The organism is Rhodothermus bifroesti, assembly GCF_017908595.1.
GTDB lineage: Bacteria > Bacteroidota > Rhodothermia > Rhodothermales > Rhodothermaceae > Rhodothermus > Rhodothermus bifroesti.
In genome coordinates this window covers 128,945-145,253 of record NZ_JAGKTL010000002.1, presented here as the reverse complement: position 1 = coordinate 145,253, position 16,309 = coordinate 128,945, and the positions used below count along the sequence as shown (strand labels likewise).

At 56.3% G+C, this 16,309-nt stretch carries 11 protein-coding genes; 7 read left to right on the top strand and 4 right to left on the bottom strand.

Annotation, left to right across the window (positions count from 1 at the left end):
* Nucleotides 1-18 precede the first annotated feature (18 nt).
* Genes J8E65_RS04300 through J8E65_RS04290 form a run of 3 tightly spaced genes read right to left on the bottom strand, consistent with a single transcriptional unit; the run spans nucleotide 19 to nucleotide 5,487 of the window.
* Entirely contained in the window at nucleotides 19-1,338 is a 1,320-nt protein-coding gene (locus J8E65_RS04300; RefSeq protein ID WP_237181650.1) for a TolC family protein, read from the bottom strand.
* Nucleotides 1,335-4,424 (bottom strand): efflux RND transporter permease subunit, encoded by a 3,090-nt coding sequence (locus tag J8E65_RS04295; protein ID WP_210374177.1) that lies wholly within the window; start codon nucleotides 4,422-4,424, stop codon nucleotides 1,335-1,337. Before J8E65_RS04295 ends, J8E65_RS04300 begins: the two co-directional genes overlap by 4 nt.
* A gap of 13 nt (nucleotides 4,425-4,437) precedes the next feature.
* On the bottom strand, nucleotides 4,438-5,487 hold the full coding sequence (locus tag J8E65_RS04290; RefSeq protein ID WP_210374176.1) for an efflux RND transporter periplasmic adaptor subunit: 1,050 nt from the start codon (nucleotides 5,485-5,487) through the stop codon (nucleotides 4,438-4,440).
* A gap of 275 nt (nucleotides 5,488-5,762) precedes the next feature.
* Here J8E65_RS04290 and J8E65_RS04285 point away from each other — a divergent pair, with 275 nt between their 5' ends.
* The 5 genes from J8E65_RS04285 (at nucleotide 5,763) to J8E65_RS04265 (ending at nucleotide 11,756) form a co-directional block, all read left to right on the top strand.
* Nucleotides 5,763-7,331, top strand: a complete 1,569-nt coding sequence (locus J8E65_RS04285; protein ID WP_210374175.1) for a tetratricopeptide repeat protein — start codon at nucleotides 5,763-5,765, stop codon at nucleotides 7,329-7,331.
* 7 nt (nucleotides 7,332-7,338) lie between these two features.
* Nucleotides 7,339-8,118 (top strand): DUF4292 domain-containing protein, encoded by a 780-nt coding sequence (locus tag J8E65_RS04280; RefSeq protein ID WP_210374174.1) that lies wholly within the window; start codon nucleotides 7,339-7,341, stop codon nucleotides 8,116-8,118.
* The gene (locus J8E65_RS04275) at nucleotides 8,115-9,308 is read left to right on the top strand and encodes a murein hydrolase activator EnvC family protein (RefSeq protein WP_210374173.1); all 1,194 of its coding nucleotides are present in this window, start codon (nucleotides 8,115-8,117) and stop codon (nucleotides 9,306-9,308) included. The genes J8E65_RS04280 and J8E65_RS04275 overlap by 4 nt, the downstream gene beginning before the upstream one ends.
* A 108-nt stretch (nucleotides 9,309-9,416) precedes the next feature.
* Nucleotides 9,417-10,841: a dihydrolipoyl dehydrogenase gene (lpdA, locus tag J8E65_RS04270; RefSeq protein WP_210374172.1), complete on the top strand. Its 1,425-nt coding sequence runs from the start codon at nucleotides 9,417-9,419 to the stop codon at nucleotides 10,839-10,841.
* 90 nt (nucleotides 10,842-10,931) lie between these two features.
* The gene (locus J8E65_RS04265; RefSeq protein WP_237181649.1) at nucleotides 10,932-11,756 is read left to right on the top strand and encodes a cyclase family protein; all 825 of its coding nucleotides are present in this window, start codon (nucleotides 10,932-10,934) and stop codon (nucleotides 11,754-11,756) included.
* Between the two features lie 50 nt (nucleotides 11,757-11,806).
* Here J8E65_RS04265 and J8E65_RS04260 read toward each other — a convergent pair whose 3' ends face one another.
* The gene (locus J8E65_RS04260; protein ID WP_210374171.1) at nucleotides 11,807-13,828 is read right to left on the bottom strand and encodes an acyl-CoA dehydrogenase family protein; all 2,022 of its coding nucleotides are present in this window, start codon (nucleotides 13,826-13,828) and stop codon (nucleotides 11,807-11,809) included.
* 202 nt (nucleotides 13,829-14,030) lie between these two features.
* Here J8E65_RS04260 and pyrF point away from each other — a divergent pair, with 202 nt between their 5' ends.
* Nucleotides 14,031-14,846: an orotidine-5'-phosphate decarboxylase gene (gene pyrF / locus J8E65_RS04255; protein WP_210374170.1), complete on the top strand. Its 816-nt coding sequence runs from the start codon at nucleotides 14,031-14,033 to the stop codon at nucleotides 14,844-14,846.
* A 65-nt stretch (nucleotides 14,847-14,911) separates the two neighbouring features.
* Nucleotides 14,912-16,243, top strand: coding sequence for a DUF2851 family protein (locus J8E65_RS04250; protein WP_210374169.1), 1,332 nt, complete (start codon nucleotides 14,912-14,914; stop codon nucleotides 16,241-16,243).
* Nucleotides 16,244-16,309 lie beyond the last annotated feature (66 nt).

Sequence of the window (16,309 nt, the reverse complement as noted above, 5' to 3'; positions counted from 1 at the left end):
TTTCCTGTCGCTTTTTTGTTAGAAAGCCCCAGCCAACTGGCGCAGGCGGATTTCTGCCGCCTTGGCTTCATAGCGAGCGCTCACCAGACGCTCTTCGGCCTGAAGCAGGGCCTGTTGCACTTCACGTAGCTCTACCGAAGTAATGGTGCCCAAGCGGAACTGCTCTAAAGCTACCTCGACATTCAGTCGGGCTGCTTCTAAGTTTTCTTGTTCTAGCTGGACCAACGCTAGATAGTGTCGGTAGGCTGCATATTGCTGCGTTAGTGCTGTTTGAAGCGCCTGCGTCGTTTCCTGCATTTGAAGCTGCGCAGCTTGATAGCTTAGGCGTGCGTTTTCGATCTGGCGCTTTCGGTTAAACCCGTCAAACAGGTTAAACGTGAGACTGAAGCCGTAGTTAAAGTTATGGGTCCGGCTTTGCTGCATGAAGCCACTTTCCGAGTTTAGGTTCGTGTAGCCGTAGCCCGCGACCAGATCCACCTGGGGCCAACGCTGCGCTGCCAACTCGCGCTGCGTATGCGCAGCCACGGTTAAAGCGGCCTGCGCACGCTGCAGCGAGGGATTTTGGCGACGCACTGCTTCTTGCAGGGCTTCAAGCGTAAGCGTTTCGTCTACCACAATGGTGTCGATGGTCCGAAAGGGCGTTTCTGGGTCTCGCCCCAGCATTTCATTAAATGCAGCCCGTTGCTGCGCAAGCAGCACCTCATGGCGCAAAAGCGCCGCACGATCGGCATTGAGGTCAACTTGGGCGCGACTGACCTCCAGGCGGGAGGCAGCGCCTAGGCTGTAGCGCATTTCAGCAATACGCAGGCGTTCTTCCGAAATAGCCACGGTAGCTTCTAGCACGGCCCGCTGCTGCTCGAGGCGCACCAAGTTGTAGTAAGCCACTGCTACATCGGCCAGTAGGGTGGCCTGCGTTTCTTTCGCTGCCGAAGCGACCTGTTCAGATGTTGCCAGCAAGCGCTCATAGCGGGCCCACTGGCCCAAGCCGTCAAATACCGTCCACCGAAACTGCACGCCACTGTTAAGCTGGCGCGTTTGCGCACCTTTCCGAATGACCGGCTCTGGATTGGTCAAAAACTGCTGCCGCGTATTAGCCACGCTTCCGTTCCAGCCCATGCTCAAGGAAAGCTGCGGCAACAGACCTGCTGCACCAGGGGCCGCATTATTTTCGGCCTGCTCGGCAACTAACCAAACGCGTTGCAATGCAGGGTTAGCTTGTCTGGCTATCGAAAGCGCCTCATCAAGGGTCAAAAGCGGCTGTGCTTTAGCCAAGCTCAAGCTTCCCCAGACAGCTACCCAAGCCGCAGCGACAGTCCGCCAACGCATGCTGTTGTTCATACGGAGGTGGTTTCCAGCACCGGTTGTTCGACTTTATGTACGGCAGCGACCTTCCGACGCGTTAGATACGTGTACATCGCCGGTACCACGTACAAGGTCAGCAAGGTGCCGATCAGCAGGCCACCGATAATGGCGATCCCCATCGGAATGCGACTCTCAGAGCCGGCACCGAGGGCTAAAGCAATGGGCAAAATGCCCAGAATGGTCGAGAGGCTGGTCATCAGCACAGGCCGGAACCGGGCAGCAGCCCCTTCGATGATCGCTTCAAAGATGCTTAAGCCTGCTGCTTTACGCTGATTTGCAAATTCTACAATGAGAATACCATTTTTGGTTACTAAACCGATAAGCATGATCATTCCGATTTCGCTGAAGATATTCAGCGTCTGCTGGAAATACCACAGGGCCAGTAGCGCCCCTGCCAACGCTAGTGGCACCGTAAGCATAATGATCAGTGGGTCACGAAAACTTTCGAACTGAGCAGCCAAGATCAAATACACCAGTACAAGCGCAAACAGAAACACAAACAGGAGGCTCTGACTACTTTCGGCAAAATCTCGTGAGGGGCCGCTCAGCGTTGTGGAAAACGTTTCGTCCAGCACCCGCTCGGCAATTGCATCCATGGCCTCAATGCCGTCACCAATGGTTTTGCCCGGAGCAAGGCCTGCCGATATGGTGGCCGACACGTAACGGTCGAACCGATAGCGCTGCGGCGGTGTGCTTTCCTCGCGAAGTTCTACCAGATTATCCAGAGGAATCAGCTCGCCACGGGTATTGCGTACGTAGAGTGTGCGCAGATCTAAAGGTTCGTTACGGTTTGCACGTTGCACCTGAGCAATCACCTGATACTGCTTACCATCCATAATGTAATAGCCGATGCGCTGCTCGCTAAGCGCAAGCTGGATCGTCTGCGCAATATCTACAGCCGACACGCCAGCCTGCCGCGCACGGTCCCGGTCGATACGCAGGCGCAACTCAGGTTTGTTAAACTTCAGGTTGACGTCTACAAAGGTAAAGGTTGGGTCTTTTTCAGCCTCGGCCAGAAAGCGTGGCAACACTTCTTGGAGTTTTTCCAAGTTAGGGGCTTGCAATACGTACTGCACCGGTAACCCCCCGCGACGATCTCCAATAGACTGCGGTTGGGCTACAAAGGTACGAGCGCCTGGAAAGTCGCGCACCCTTCGGGTCAAATAGTTGGCAATCTCTTGCTGGGTCCGCTCCCGCTGGTCTGGATCTTTCAAGATTAGCCGAACAAACCCTGAATTGACCGCCGAGGCAGCCCCAAACCCTGGTGAAGTAACCGAAATGATGGCTTCGTGCTCAGGCACCTCTTCTTGGACCATGCGCACGAGCTGATCGATGTACTGCTCCATGTAGGCAAAGGTAGCCCCTTCCGGTCCCGTGGCTGAAATCACGATGCTGCTTCGGTCTTCGGTAGGGACCAGCTCTTCTGGAAGGGCCTTAAAGAACACAAAGATCAACGCCGCTGCAGTCGCCAGTACCGGAAAGGCTAGCCACCGTCGCCGCAAAAAAGCCTCTAGTGAACGTCGATACCCCTGGGCCAGACGTTGGAAAAACGGTTCAGTTTTGTAATAAAACCAAGAGTGGCCTGAATGGCCCTGCAGCAAACGTGTAGCCAGCATTGGCGTAAGCGTCAGGGCCACAAACGAAGAGATTACCACGGCGCCAGCCAGCGTCATGCCAAACTCCCGAAACAACCGGCCGGTAAGTCCTCCTAGAAACAGTAGCGGCATAAACACCGCCACCAAAGCCAGCGTCGTGGCAATAACCGCAAAAAAGATTTCACGTGTACCCACAATTCCCGCTTCAACAGGTGGACGACCTTGCTCTAGCTTTGCATAGATGTTTTCAAGCACGACAATAGCATCGTCGACGACCAATCCGATGGCCAAGACAATCCCCAGCAGCGTCAGTACGTTGATGGAAAAGCCCAAAACGTACATGATAAAAAACGCCCCAATCAGGGACACTGGAATGACCAGCACCGGAATGATCGTTGTGCGCCAGTCGCGCAAGAACAAAAAGATGATCAGCACAACCAAGACGATCGCTAGGTAGATCGTCTGCTGCACCTCACGGATAGACTCTCGAATGTATTGGGTAATGTCAAAGCCAATGCCCAGCTCGAGGTCAGCTGGCAGTTCTTTTTTGATTTGTTCCAAGCGACGATAAAATTCGTCGGCAATAGCAATGTAGTTCGCTCCAGGCTGAGGTCGCAGTACCACCCCCACCATGGGGATGCCGTCGCGCTTAAGCACAGTTCGGTCGTTCTCTGGCCCCAGCTCGGCATATCCGACGTCGCGTAGCCGTACCAGCTGGCCTCCCTCTGCTTTAAGGATCAGGTTATTAAAATCCTCTGGCGTCTCAAGCCGACTCAGCGTACGGATGGAAAGTTCAACAGCACCACCTTCGATGCGCCCAGAAGGCAGCTCCACGTTTTCCCTTTGCAGCGCATCCCGCACGTCCATAGGCGAGAGCCGGTAGGCCGCCAACTTATGCGGATCGAGCCAAATCCGCATAGCATAGCGCCTGGCTCCCCAGACATCAACTGAACTTACGCCTGGGATGGTCTGCAGTCGCTCTTTAAACAGCTCTTCAGCCAGGCGCGTTAGCTCCAGCAAGTTGCGCCGGTCGCTTTTGATGTTGAGGAAAACGATCGGCTGGGCATCGGCATCCGCTTTGGAGACAATAGGCGGCTCCACATCAGGGGGCAAATTAGACATGGCCCGCGAAACCCGGTCACGCACATCGTTGGCCGCCTGCTCAAGATCCACATCCAACTCAAATTCTACGGTAATCGTCGAGCGTCCATCGCGGCTGACCGACGTGATCGAACGCACCCCCGCAATCCCGTTGATTGACTCTTCTAGGGGCTCCGTAATTTGGGATTCAATGACCTCGGCGTTTGCGCCTCGGTAGTTGGTCGACACCGTAATAATCGGAGGATCAACCGCCGGATATTCACGCACGCCCAGATAGGTAAAGCTGACCAGGCCGAACAGCACAATGACCAGCGAAAGCACGATGGCCAGCACAGGGCGTCGAATGCTTACAGAATATAGGCTCATGGCAACGTAAGGTTTAAGGCTGGACCACCTCGACCTCGACCGGCATGCCGGGTTGCAATAGCTGCATACCCGTAATCATCACGGTATCTTGCGGCTGCAATCCTTCAAGCACCTGCACGCTGTCTTCTAAGCGCAGGCCCAGGGTGATATAACGTACAGCAACTTGACCGTCTTCGTAGACAAACACTTTACTTTGACCCATCTCCGGAATGACCGCGATCGCAGGTACGAGCAATGCTTGGTCAATCTCTTGAAAGATCAGTTCAATACGCGCAAAAGCGCCCGGAACCAAAAGCCGCTCGCTATTTTGGCTGATGGCCCGAACGCGCAGCATGCGCGTGCTCTCGTCGATACGCGGTTCAACGGCATAAATGCGTCCCTCAAAGGTTCGCGTTTGGCCTTCAACAGTAAACCGAATGCGCTGCCCGACCTGCACGCGATGGGCATAACGCTCTGGAACAGCAAACTCGATTTTCACTGAGTCGAGTGCCTGCAACAGGGCAATCGGTGTATTGGGGGTTACATAGCTGCCTACGCTGATCGAACGTAGCCCGATCACCCCGCTAAACGGGGCACGCACCTCTGTTTTGGCAAGCTGTGCCCGAATCAAGTCCGCTTGGGCTTGGAGCACGCGCGCCTCACTCCGCGTAGCGTCGACGGTCTCCTGACTTACGCCGCCCCGCTCAAGCAATTGCTCTTGGCGCTGGAGCTGTTCTTGCACCAATTGCACCCGAGCTTCCACCTGCCGCAGCTGCGCCTGCAGCTCGTCGTCGTTAAGCCGCACCAGCAGTGCTCCCTGCTGCACTGGCCGCCCCTCTTCAAAAAACAATGCCTCCACAATACCAGATATCTCACTATGCAGCTCAACCGCTTCGCCAGCCCGCACCGTACCCGTTACTGTCAGCCGATCTGCCACCCGCGCTGGTTGTAGCACAACCGCCTGTACCCGCAATCGCTGCGTTGCAGGCGTTGCCGTGACTTCTGCATTTTTAGGCCAGCGGGCATACACCAAACCTGCAACGACGCCTAAGCCAATCAGCCCCCAGAGCGCCTTACGTACCATATTTATGCCTTTGCCGATTTTAACCACGAAGGTTATACCCCGCCACTTTGCCTTCGGATACCAGAGCCTTCACGAACCGCACCATGCTGTTACAAACAGCACCTCAGAGGGTATCACGCTACAGCGTTTAGGATCCGAAACCTCTGGCACGTGCCTTCGTTGCTGCAGCGACGTAACGTTTCGTACATCTCCAATAGGGTTCTATGAGAGTTTGGGGCTGTTGGCTACTTGCTCTTGTATGGCTACCGCTAAACCCGGCGGTTGCCCAAAGCCAAATGGCCGATACGCTACGGGCTCAGCAACTGCTGGTGCGCAGCCTAACGTATTTGCAAGTGGATCGACCAGATCAGGCCATTCCCTTGTTGGAAGAAGCGCTCTCATTGCTTCCGGGTGAGCCAGCGCTTTTAATCACCCTGGCCCACGCATATCAGCAGCAAAACAACCTCGAAACAGCTTTTTTTTATGCTGAACAAGCCTGTCGCCGTGCTTCCGAGGAGGTGAGCTACTGCCATGAAGCCCTTGATCTCCTGCAAGCTAACCAGCGGCTTGGCGAAGCCCGTGCTCTGGTAGCCTATATCTTACAGCGCCATCCTAACGACCCGCGTGCACTGGCCTTTCGGGCCGAGGAAGCACGCAAAGCCCAAGACTTTGCTACAGCCCGCTATCTGTACGAACACCTGCTGGCACAATACGGCCCCGATACTGCCTGGTATCGTGCCCTTTGGCCGTTGCAGTTGGCTGCAGGAGATACGCAAGCTGCCCTAACCTCGCTTGAAGCTCTGGTACAGCTCGCTCCAAACGATCCAGCGCTGTGGCGCACGATAGGTACCCTTTACCTCGCCCGCCGTCAGGTACCCCAAGCCCGATCAGCGCTGCAATATGCCCTACGCCTTGATCCTCGTGACACCGTTGCAGCTCGGCTGTTAAGCCGTTTGGCGGAAGCTCCTACCACACCCAGCGCTTTGCTGGCCCGCATTCGCCAGCTTCTCCATACACCAACCGACAGCTTGACGCTTCAAGAAGCTCAGCAGCTCCTCGATCAGCTTTTAGCACAAGACTCTAGCCAGGTTGAGGCGCTGCGTCTGCAGGCCACCTTGCTCCAACAACGCCAGCCCGAGCGTGCTGCTGCCTTGCTGGAACGCAGCTTGCATCTAGATCCCCGCGACTTAAAGGCTTGGACGGACGCTGCGCGCCTTTGGCTCCTGGCGGGCTATCCTCACCGAAGCGCCCGCATAGCCGAAGAAGGGCTGTTTCTCTTTCCCGGTCAATTACCGCTGCTTCGTCTAGCAGCGTACGCGCAGCTGCAAACGGGCAACCTTCGGGCTGCGTTAACCCATCTTGAAACGCTGCTAGCTTTGCAGGAGGAATACCTAGAGCTGTCTCCTGAAGAAGTGGCCGAATGGGAAGCCTTTGCGGGACGGCTGTGGGCCCAGCTCGAGGCCCCTGAAAAAGCACGTCAAGCCTGTGCTCAAGCGCTCGGTCGCGCAGGCACCACACCGGCTGTAGCTACCCACTGTGCTGTGGTCCAGTTTCTGGTAGGCCAACAGCCCGAAGCAGCCCTTCGTCAGGCGCGACAGGCTGCCCGAGAAAGCAAGGAATCTTGGATGCTAGAAACGTTGGCCTGGCTTGAGCTGCAAGCTGGCCGTCCCGAAGCCGCCCAGGATGTCTTGCAGCCGCTGTTGTCTGCCAAGCGTGCTTCACCGTTGGCCTACGCCTACTACGGTGAAGCGCTAGCGCGCCTGGGTTTGCTCGACGCAGCACGGCAAGCCTGGCAGGAAGCCCTCCAGCGCGACCCCGAAAATGCCCACCTGCGCCAGCTTCTGTCCACTTACCGCAGTCCCTGAAGTGCCTATGCGTATCCAAGGACTGATCGTCTGCCTGCTCCTTTTGGCTGGCTGCAGCCGTGGCCCCCGAATTGTCGAAGCCCCTGAGCTGCCCGCCCGCTTTCCCTATCACACCGCTGAACAAATCCGAGCCCATCTTCGGCTGCCCCTCGACACCCTGCTAAGTTTTACTGCAAAAGCCAACGTGCAACTTCGCTCTCCAGCAGGGATCGACAACCTTTCGGCCACCGTAACTGCACGCCGCAGCGATTCGATCCTGGTACGCCTTCATGCAGGTTGGGGTATTGAAGCGGCCCGACTTTTGATCACACCCGACAGCGTTTTCTTGCACGACCGCATTCACCGGCGTTTGTACACAGCAGCGCGGCACGACCCCATACGCTATTGGCTACCCATAATGACCCATCAGGACCCATTCCTAAGCCTACTTGGAGCTTTTTACCCCCCTGCAGGTTTTTGGCAAGTTATGGCAGATTCTACCTCCTATGTGCTTCAGGACACAGCTGGCAGCTATCGCTACAGGATTGACCCAACCCGATGGTGCGTAGTGCGCTACGAACACTACGATGCTGCAGGCCAGGTGATTGAAGCTTTTCACTTTGATGCCTTTGACCGCTTTGGAAACGTGTTTCTCCCGCGGCGTTTACGGATGGCGCAGCCGCTACAAGGCTTCGAGGTCCGGCTATACTATCGTGAACTGACGCTCAATCCACCCTCGTTAGCATTCACTTGGAACCCTACAGGTACGCAGCGTCTGCCTTTGAATGCCTTAAGCGATCAGCCATGAAGCCACAGCTGCTCGGCCTGTTTTGTTGCTTGCTATTGGTTTTGGCCGCTTATGGCCAAAGCGAAAACGATCGCACAGCCATCGAGCGTCGCCTACGCGCCCTGCGAGAACAAATTCGCCAGGAAGAGGCACGTCTAAGCGAAACCGTCCAGACCGAACAGGCTACGCTGCAAACCCTGGAAAATCTAGAGCGCCAGATCGCCATCCGCCGTGAGCTGGTGCGCAGCTATCGGCAACGTATGGAGCAATTGGCCCAAACCATCGACTCGCTCCAGCAGGCAGCGCGATTGCTGAGCCAGGAGATCGAAACGCTTAAGGCGCAGTACCGGCGGCGGGCGTTGCATGCCTACAAATATGGCCGAATGCACGACTTGGCCTTGCTCTTGTCGGCTGAGTCCATCAACCAAATGCTGATTCGTGCCCGCTATCTGGGCCGTTTTGCCCGGCAACGCCGCGCCAAGCTCGAAGCCATCCAGCAGGCAACAGCCCAGCTTGAAGTCCGCCGCCAGGAACTGCTGGCTGCACGCCAAGAAACCGAACAACTTCTTCAGGAAGCTGAAGCCGAACGCCAGCGCCTAGCGCGCTTGGAGCAGGAGCGGCGACGTGTCATTCAAGCGCTTCGCACCCAGCGCGTATCGCTTGAGCAGTCACTCGCCCAAAAGCGGCAGGCAGCTCAGGAACTGGAGTCGCGTATTCAGGCTCTTTTGGCAGCGGAACGAGAACGACAGCGGGCTCGTGAAGCTGCCGATCCCCGCGCAGCTGTGGCCTTTGCCGAACTTTCCGGCTCATTTGAACAAAACCGCGGACGCTTACCCTGGCCAGCCGAAGGAGCCGTCATTGAACCGTTTGGCGATATTGTCAATCCAGTCTATGGCACGCGTACGCCTAACCCCGGCATCCTCATTGGCACAGCCCCACAAGCCGAAGTGCGGGCCGTCTTCGATGGCCGTGTCATCGCGGTAGACGCCATGCCGGAATATGGCACCTATATCCTCATCCAACACGGCGAATACCAAACGTTCTACAGCAACCTGTCGCTGGTCTACGTATCGATTGGCCAAGAAGTCCGGGCCGGACAGGTCATCGGCCGTGCTGGCACCGATGCCGAACCCAAACGTGCCGGCGTGTTTTTCTCCCTCTTTCGCGGCGGGGAAGTGCTCAACCCCACGCCCTGGCTACGGCCGCGCTAAAAGCCATGGGCATTTTCACATAAGCTTGCCGGAGCGCTGCAGCAAAAACGCCCGCTACCGGTTATTTTTTGGAAGTTCTCTTTGACCACGTAAACTCTGCACGCGCATATGGCCAACAATGCCCGCTACGACGTCGTGGTAATCGGTTCCGGCCCAGGGGGCTACGAAACCGCTATCCGGGCTGCTCAGCTCGGCTTTAAAACTGCCATTATCGAAAAAGACAAACTCGGTGGCGTCTGCTTAAACATTGGCTGCATTCCCACCAAAGCCCTGCTCAAAAGCGCTGAGATGGCCGCAGAGGCGCGTAACCTGCAAGCCTACGGCCTAAAACTCGAAGGCAAAGTCGAACCCGATTTTGCTAAAGTCATCGAGCGCAGCCGCGCCGTGGCCGATAAAATGAGCAAAGGCGTGGCTTTTCTGATGAAAAAAAACAAGATCGATGTGATCTTTGGCCGTGCTCGCCTGGTGGCTAAAGGCAAAATCGACGTGCAGCCATCGGTCAACATGGATGGGGAAAAAATTGGCGAAGCCCGCACGCTCGAAGCTGCGCACATCATCTTGGCTACAGGGGCACGGGCACGCCAGATTCCTGCACTGCCGATAGACGGCAAGAAAATTATCACCTATAAAGAAGCCCTGCTGCAAAAAGAACAGCCTAAGCGGCTTGTCATCGTAGGGGCCGGCGCCATCGGGGTCGAGTTTGCCTATTTTTATCACCACATGGGGACCGAGGTCACGCTAGTGGAGCTGATGGACCGGATCGTCCCGCTCGAAGATACTGAAGTATCGAAAGAGCTCGAACGCGCCTACCGCAAAATGGGCATCAAGGTGCTCACCAGCGCTCAAGTCGAATCGGTGGATACCAAAGGCAAAGAGCTCAAAATCCAGGTTAAAACAAAAAACGGCCAGGAGACCCTCAAAGCCGATCAGGTGCTTTCAGCAGTGGGCGTCGTAGGTAACATTGAGGACTTAGGCCTCGAAGACCTAGGCGTTGAGACCAAACCCGGTCGCATTGTCGTCGATGAGTTCTACCGGACTAACGTGGCAGGCATTTACGCTATTGGCGATGTCGCCGGACCACCATGGTTGGCGCACAAAGCAAGCCACGAGGGCATCTTGTGTGTAGAAAAAATTGCAGGTAAGGACGTGCGGCCACTCAACTACAATAACATTCCAGGCTGCACCTACTGTCAACCGCAGATCGCTTCGGTCGGCTACACAGAAGAAAAAGCCCGTGAAGCCGGCTACGACATTAAGGTGGGCAAATTCCCCTTCACTGCTTCAGGCAAGGCAACAGCCCTGGGCCATACTGAGGGTTTTGTTAAAGTGATTTTCGACGCTAAGTATGGCGAATTCCTCGGCTGCCACATTATTGGGCATGACGCGACCGAGCTGATTGCGGAAGCTGTCGCGGCCCGCACGCTGGAGACCACCTTCCATGAGATCATCGAATCGATACATCCCCACCCGACGCTCTCCGAAGCGATTATGGAAGCCGCCCGCGCGGCCATTGGCGAACCAATCAATATCTAAAAGACCTCGCAGCCCTGCTCAAACCCCGGTATTCAGATGCCGGGGTTTTTTTGTATTTTTTGAATCCATCATCCCCAAGCGCCTGATGCCATGAACCGATTTTATGGGATGCTTGCGGCAGGGTTGCTGTTCTTCGGATGCCGCCCCTCCCCAGAAGCGCCTCGGCCTTTTACGTTTCCTCCTGCCGGCTATGAAGTGCTTGACCTGAGCTATCCGTACGACGAGACGACGATTTACTGGCCTACGGCTGAAGGTTTTCAGCTTCGCATCGATCACCGTGGGTATACCGAGGCAGGTTACTACTATGAAGCGAACACGTTCTGCACAGCCGAACATGGGGGCACGCACCTCGACGCACCGGTGCACTTTGCAGAAGGAAAGTGGAGCACCGATGAAATCCCGCTCACCCAGCTTATGGGCGCAGCCGTGGTGATCGATGTATCTGAAAAAGCGCTGGCAAACCGCGACTATCAGATTCAGGTAGCCGACCTTGAAGCCTGGGAAGCTGAACACGGATCGATCCCGGAAGGCGCCATCGTGCTGCTCCGCACTGGCTATAGTCAGTTTTGGCCCGACCGCGTGCGCTACATGGGCACCGATGCCCGCGGGCCTGAAGCCGTAGCCCAACTGCATTTTCCTGGTCTGCATCCCGAAGCCGCCCGCTGGCTGCTTGCAAACCGCCGCCCCAAAGCGGTAGGCATCGATACGCCCAGCATTGATTATGGCCAATCTACCCTCTTTGAGACGCACCAGGTGCTTTTTGCTGAAAATGTACCTGCTTTCGAGAATGTAGCCGCCTTAGACCAGCTCCCTGCGCGCGGAGCCTTTGTCATTGCGCTACCCATGAAAATCCACCGTGGCAGCGGTGGCCCCTTACGCATCATCGCTCTGGTGCCTCGCCCAGAGACCCAATAGCATACCTGCTGAGTTGTGCGGGGCGCTCCCTGCACAGGCAGCTTAGAGGGCTACGTTTCCGACCGTGCCGCCGACGGCGTTGCCGTAGCACCATCACCACCGGCGGTCACATAACGGTCACCAGGAAATTGCTTGATATGCTTCTTGGATACGGGCTTACCCGTACCTTTAGCAACGGGCGAGGCTTCGTGGATGTAATAGTCGCGATTGGGCAGCGCATCAACGTAGCGCAAGGCCGCTCGTGCTGCCTGATGCATGCTCTTGTCGGCATTGCGACGTAGCAGGCCCAGCTGCTGCTGAATCCGAACTTCTAATAGATCGAACAGGTGTTCAAAAGCTGCCCGGTCGCGCTCAAAAGCAAGGCCCGAGGCACCTTTTCGAAGTTGCCGATCCATGTCGGAAAGCGCTGCGCTAAGCGCAAACAGATACATGGCATTGTCAGCCAAACGGGCTTGTTGGACTTGCCGGCTGACGATGGCTTCCCCTTCCCATTTACTGAGCAGCTTGAAATAGTGCGCATGTTGTTGTACCAAACGGGCAAGCCGATCAGCCCAGGGCCGTAAAGCAGGATGTACCCGGCGCATGGAGGGGGCTTTGGGCCGAAAGCCTAGAAACAGCTCTGCGGCCAACGGCAATGCCCGCCGCAATAGCCGCGGGTTGAATGCATTCCGCACAATACGCTGCAAATTCCCTATAGGCGACTGGTTGGCATCCCAACTGAGTGCCTGCTTTATGGCCAGCATCTGCTCTGCCAGTTGCTTACCTCCATAAGCGAAGATGAACGATTGCATGACTTCATTTGCCCCCTCAACGATGCGGTGGATGCGATGATCACGCCAGACGCGCTCCAACTCATTTTCGGTCATGTAGCCTTCGCCCCCCATGATTTGCATGGCCTCATCGATCACTTCCCAGCCCATCTGCGAACAAAACACCTTTGTGGCAGCAGTCTCGAGCATCACGTCCGTATCCTGCCGATCGAGCATGCCCGTGGTCAGATACAGCAGCGCACGCATCCCATAGGTTAAAGCCGCCATTTTTGCAATTTTCTGCTGGACAGATTCGAAGTCAGCAATCGGGCGGCCAAACTGATAGCGCGTCTGAGCCCACTTGATGCTTTGTTCCATAGCCCAAGTAGCCCCGCCCAGCACCCCAGCCGAAAGCGTGCATCGGCCGTAGTTTAGGCACGTTAACGCGACATTTAAGCCTTTGCCTTCTTTGTAGAGCAAGTTTTCACGGGGCACCCGAACATTCGTAAAGCGAATGCGTGCTTGCCAGGTCCCGCGAATGCCGGCTTTGCTTCGGTTTTTTTCAAAAACATCCACCCCTTCCATGTCGGGCGTAACGATCAGCGCTGTAATCCGATCCTCCTCTCGCCCTGTTTTGGGATCCCGCAGGCGCTGCTTGGCCATCACGGTGAGCACCCCCGCCATTGCCCCCGAAGTCGACCATTTCTTTTCACCGTTGAGTATGTAATACTGCCCGTCTTCGCTCAACGTGCAGCGCGTTTCTTGGCCTGCAGCATCCGAACCCACGCCAGGCTCTGAGAGGCAGAAGGCGGCCAGTTTTTCTCGGGCCACAAGCGGCAAGTATTTCCGCTTTTGCGCTTCAGTGCCAAACAGCATGATCGCTTTGCAGCCAATAGATTGATGGGCAGAAACCACCACAGCTGTTGAAGCACAATAGCGGCCAATCAACTCCAAAACGCGATTATAGCTGGTCACGCCCAGCCCAAGCCCCCCATATTCTTTGGGAATCGTTAGCCCCATAATGCCCATTTCGAAAAGCCGCTCCAGCACCCATTCGGGGATATACTGCTCTTGATCGATCAGGATGGCCGGGTGTTCGTGCTTGAGATAAGCTTCTAGGCGTTCAAGCAGCGCATCACAAGCTGCTTGCTCTTCAGGCGACGCTTCAGGGTAAGGCAGCACAAGCTCTTCGCGGAAACGACCCCAAAATAAGCTTTTCATAAAGCCCAATTCTTCGGGCTCCGGGCCCAGCATGGCTTCGATGTCCGCAATCATGCGACGATCCTGGGCCGAGATGCGCTGTAAACGATCTAGCAACGACATAGCATTTCCAGGTTTAATGCTTTACAGAAAGCGCTTCCGAATCATGAAGCAAAAAAGCGCCTTTTTTAAACGCGCTGTTGGGGCAACCTGAAGTCTGGCGGTAAAGTTCCAATTTCGCAGAATCCCCTGATTTTTTCCGGACTCTTGGCACGGCAAGCCCGACAGCTGGTGTATTTTTGGTTATCCACCAGCGCTGGCTTCGATGACGTTTACCGACCGTTTACGGGCTTTGCAGCGACGCAAGCAAACGGTGCTTTGCGTAGGCTTAGATCCTGATCCTGAGCGCTTGCCACAACCGCTCCAAGGTGAAGAAGTAGCCAAAGCTGTCCGTTTATTTCTTTCCGAAATCATCGAGACCACCCATGAGCTAGCCTGCGCCTACAAATTCAATCTGGCCTTCTTTGAAGCCTTAGGCTGGGAGGGCTGGCAGATCTTGGAGGCCATGCTGGAGCAAATGCCCCCCGATGTGCTGCTCATTGCCGACGGTAAACGAGGTGATATTGGCTCGTCGGCGCGTTTTTATGCCCGGGCGGTGTTTGAACAGTTGCCGTTTGACGCCTGCACTGTCTCTCCCTATATGGGTCGGGATGCCGTTGAACCGTTTCTGCAGTATGCCGATCGCGCTGCTTTTGTCCTAACGCGCACATCTAATCCCGGTGCACGCGACTTTCAGGAGCGTCGCTGCGATGGAGAGCCGTTGTACTTAACTATAGCGCGGGCCGTTGCCCAGTGGGACCGGGAGCTGCCTGGAACGGCCGGCTTGGTGGTAGGAGCCACCGATCCATATGCGCTAGCAGCCGTGCACTTGGCCTGCCCAGGCCTGCCCCTGCTTATTCCCGGCATTGGTGCACAGGGAGGCGACATTCCCGCTATTTTGCAGGTAGCGCGTCGTAGCCCCGTGCTCGTCAACAGTAGCCGCCAGATCCTTTACGCCTCGGCACAAGAGGACTTTGCTGCAGCTGCCGGCCGCGTAGCTGCCCAGCTCCGCCAGCAGCTGCTTCCAGCCTGCCCTGCCTAAAACCTAATCACACTGCAAGGTTACGCAGCAAACGCCCTGGTGTCTTTCCCAAAAAGTCCTTTGCTATGGCCCCTAGGACGCCGGAGGCTTTGCTGCACGATCTTTGGCAGCACGTGCTTTTCCAAACGGAAACGCTGCGCACTTGCGACGGCCAACCCATACGCATTGTGCATCCCGGCATCCCCAATGCAGAGGAAGGACCGGATTTTTTAAATGCGCAATTGTATTTAGGTGAAACCCGCTGGTATGGCAGTGTCGAAGTGCACGTGCGCTCGCGCGACTGGAATACCCATAGGCATCATCAAGATGCACGCTACAACAGCGTTATTTTACACGTGGTGCTGGAAGCCGATGCCTATACTGGCCGTCTGCAACGGGCCGATGGCACCCCCCTTCCAGAGCTCATCTTGACGCCTTATCTCGCTCAGCCCCTTCGGACACTGATTTATGCGTTCTACCGACGACCGGCACCAATGCTACCTTGCGCAGCCCACTGGGCGAGCGTGCCGGAGGCGCTGCGCACGCAATGGCTCCAAGTGCTGGGAATTGAACGCCTGACTGCTCGCGCGCATGCGATTCGGGATCGCCTACGCGAAGTATCTCCTGAGCAAGTGCTCTACGAGCGCCTATTGACGACACTGGGATACACTCCGAATGCTGAACCAATGCGCCTATTGGCCCAACGCTTACCCCTTGCCTGGCTATGCACCCTCCCTGCGCAGCAGGACGTTGAGGCTGCCCTGCTAGGCATGGCTGGGCTCTTACCGGCAACCCTTCCTCAGGAAGCCGAGGCCCGACGCTACGTGGGCGAATTATGGGAACGGTTTTGCGCTCTGCAAGCCAGGCTTCCAGCCGAACCCCTACCCGCTGCACTTTGGCAACGTGCTCGGCTGCGTCCCAGCAACCAACCTACACTACGCCTGGCTCAGGCCGCCGCCTGGTTAGGACCTGAAGGCTGGCTGCGCCATGAGCCCCTCCTCTACCTCAGACAGGCATTGCATAGCCCCCATCCACTAAAAACTTTACGGCACCTCCTACATGCTACGCCTTCACCCTTCTGGCAGCGCCACGTGCATTTCGAAGCCTCAACCCCTCCAACCCGTCACGCCCTAGGACGCGATCGCATCGATGGGCTACTGCAAAATGCTGTATTGCCGGTACTCTGCGCACTGATGGGCGCTTCTGAGCCGCTGCTTGGCCTGCTCCAGCAAATGCCTCCCGAAAATGACCGTGTCGTCCGGCGCTTTGCTGCACTGAACTACCAGCCGCCCAACGCTTTTTTCTCGCAAGCACTACACCAACTGTATCAGGATTGGTGCGCGCGCATTCGCTGCCTGCAATGCGCCATTGGCCGCTACGCCATTGGCGCCGAACGTGAAGACTTACCTACACCTTAAAAATGAGCTGGATTGGTCGATTACAAAAGGAGCACAAGGATTACATGTGGCGTTAGCGACATAAGG

Excerpts from the sequence above, each read along its gene's own strand:
- J8E65_RS04250 (WP_210374169.1), top strand. The coding sequence starts at position 14,912 with ATGGCCCCTAGGACGCCGGAGGCTTTGCTGCACGATCTTTGGCAGCAC.
- J8E65_RS04260 (WP_210374171.1), bottom strand. The coding sequence starts at position 13,828 with ATGTCGTTGCTAGATCGTTTACAGCGCATCTCGGCCCAGGATCGTCGC.
- lpdA (WP_210374172.1), top strand. The coding sequence starts at position 9,417 with ATGGCCAACAATGCCCGCTACGACGTCGTGGTAATCGGTTCCGGCCCA.
- J8E65_RS04275 (WP_210374173.1), top strand. The coding sequence starts at position 8,115 with ATGAAGCCACAGCTGCTCGGCCTGTTTTGTTGCTTGCTATTGGTTTTG.
- J8E65_RS04285 (WP_210374175.1), top strand. The coding sequence starts at position 5,763 with ATGGCCGATACGCTACGGGCTCAGCAACTGCTGGTGCGCAGCCTAACG.
- J8E65_RS04295 (WP_210374177.1), bottom strand. The coding sequence starts at position 4,424 with ATGAGCCTATATTCTGTAAGCATTCGACGCCCTGTGCTGGCCATCGTG.
- J8E65_RS04300 (WP_237181650.1), bottom strand. The coding sequence starts at position 1,338 with ATGAACAACAGCATGCGTTGGCGGACTGTCGCTGCGGCTTGGGTAGCT.
- pyrF (WP_210374170.1), top strand. The coding sequence starts at position 14,031 with ATGACGTTTACCGACCGTTTACGGGCTTTGCAGCGACGCAAGCAAACG.
- J8E65_RS04280 (WP_210374174.1), top strand. The coding sequence starts at position 7,339 with ATGCGTATCCAAGGACTGATCGTCTGCCTGCTCCTTTTGGCTGGCTGC.
- J8E65_RS04290 (WP_210374176.1), bottom strand. The coding sequence starts at position 5,487 with ATGGTACGTAAGGCGCTCTGGGGGCTGATTGGCTTAGGCGTCGTTGCA.
- J8E65_RS04265 (WP_237181649.1), top strand. The coding sequence starts at position 10,932 with ATGAACCGATTTTATGGGATGCTTGCGGCAGGGTTGCTGTTCTTCGGA.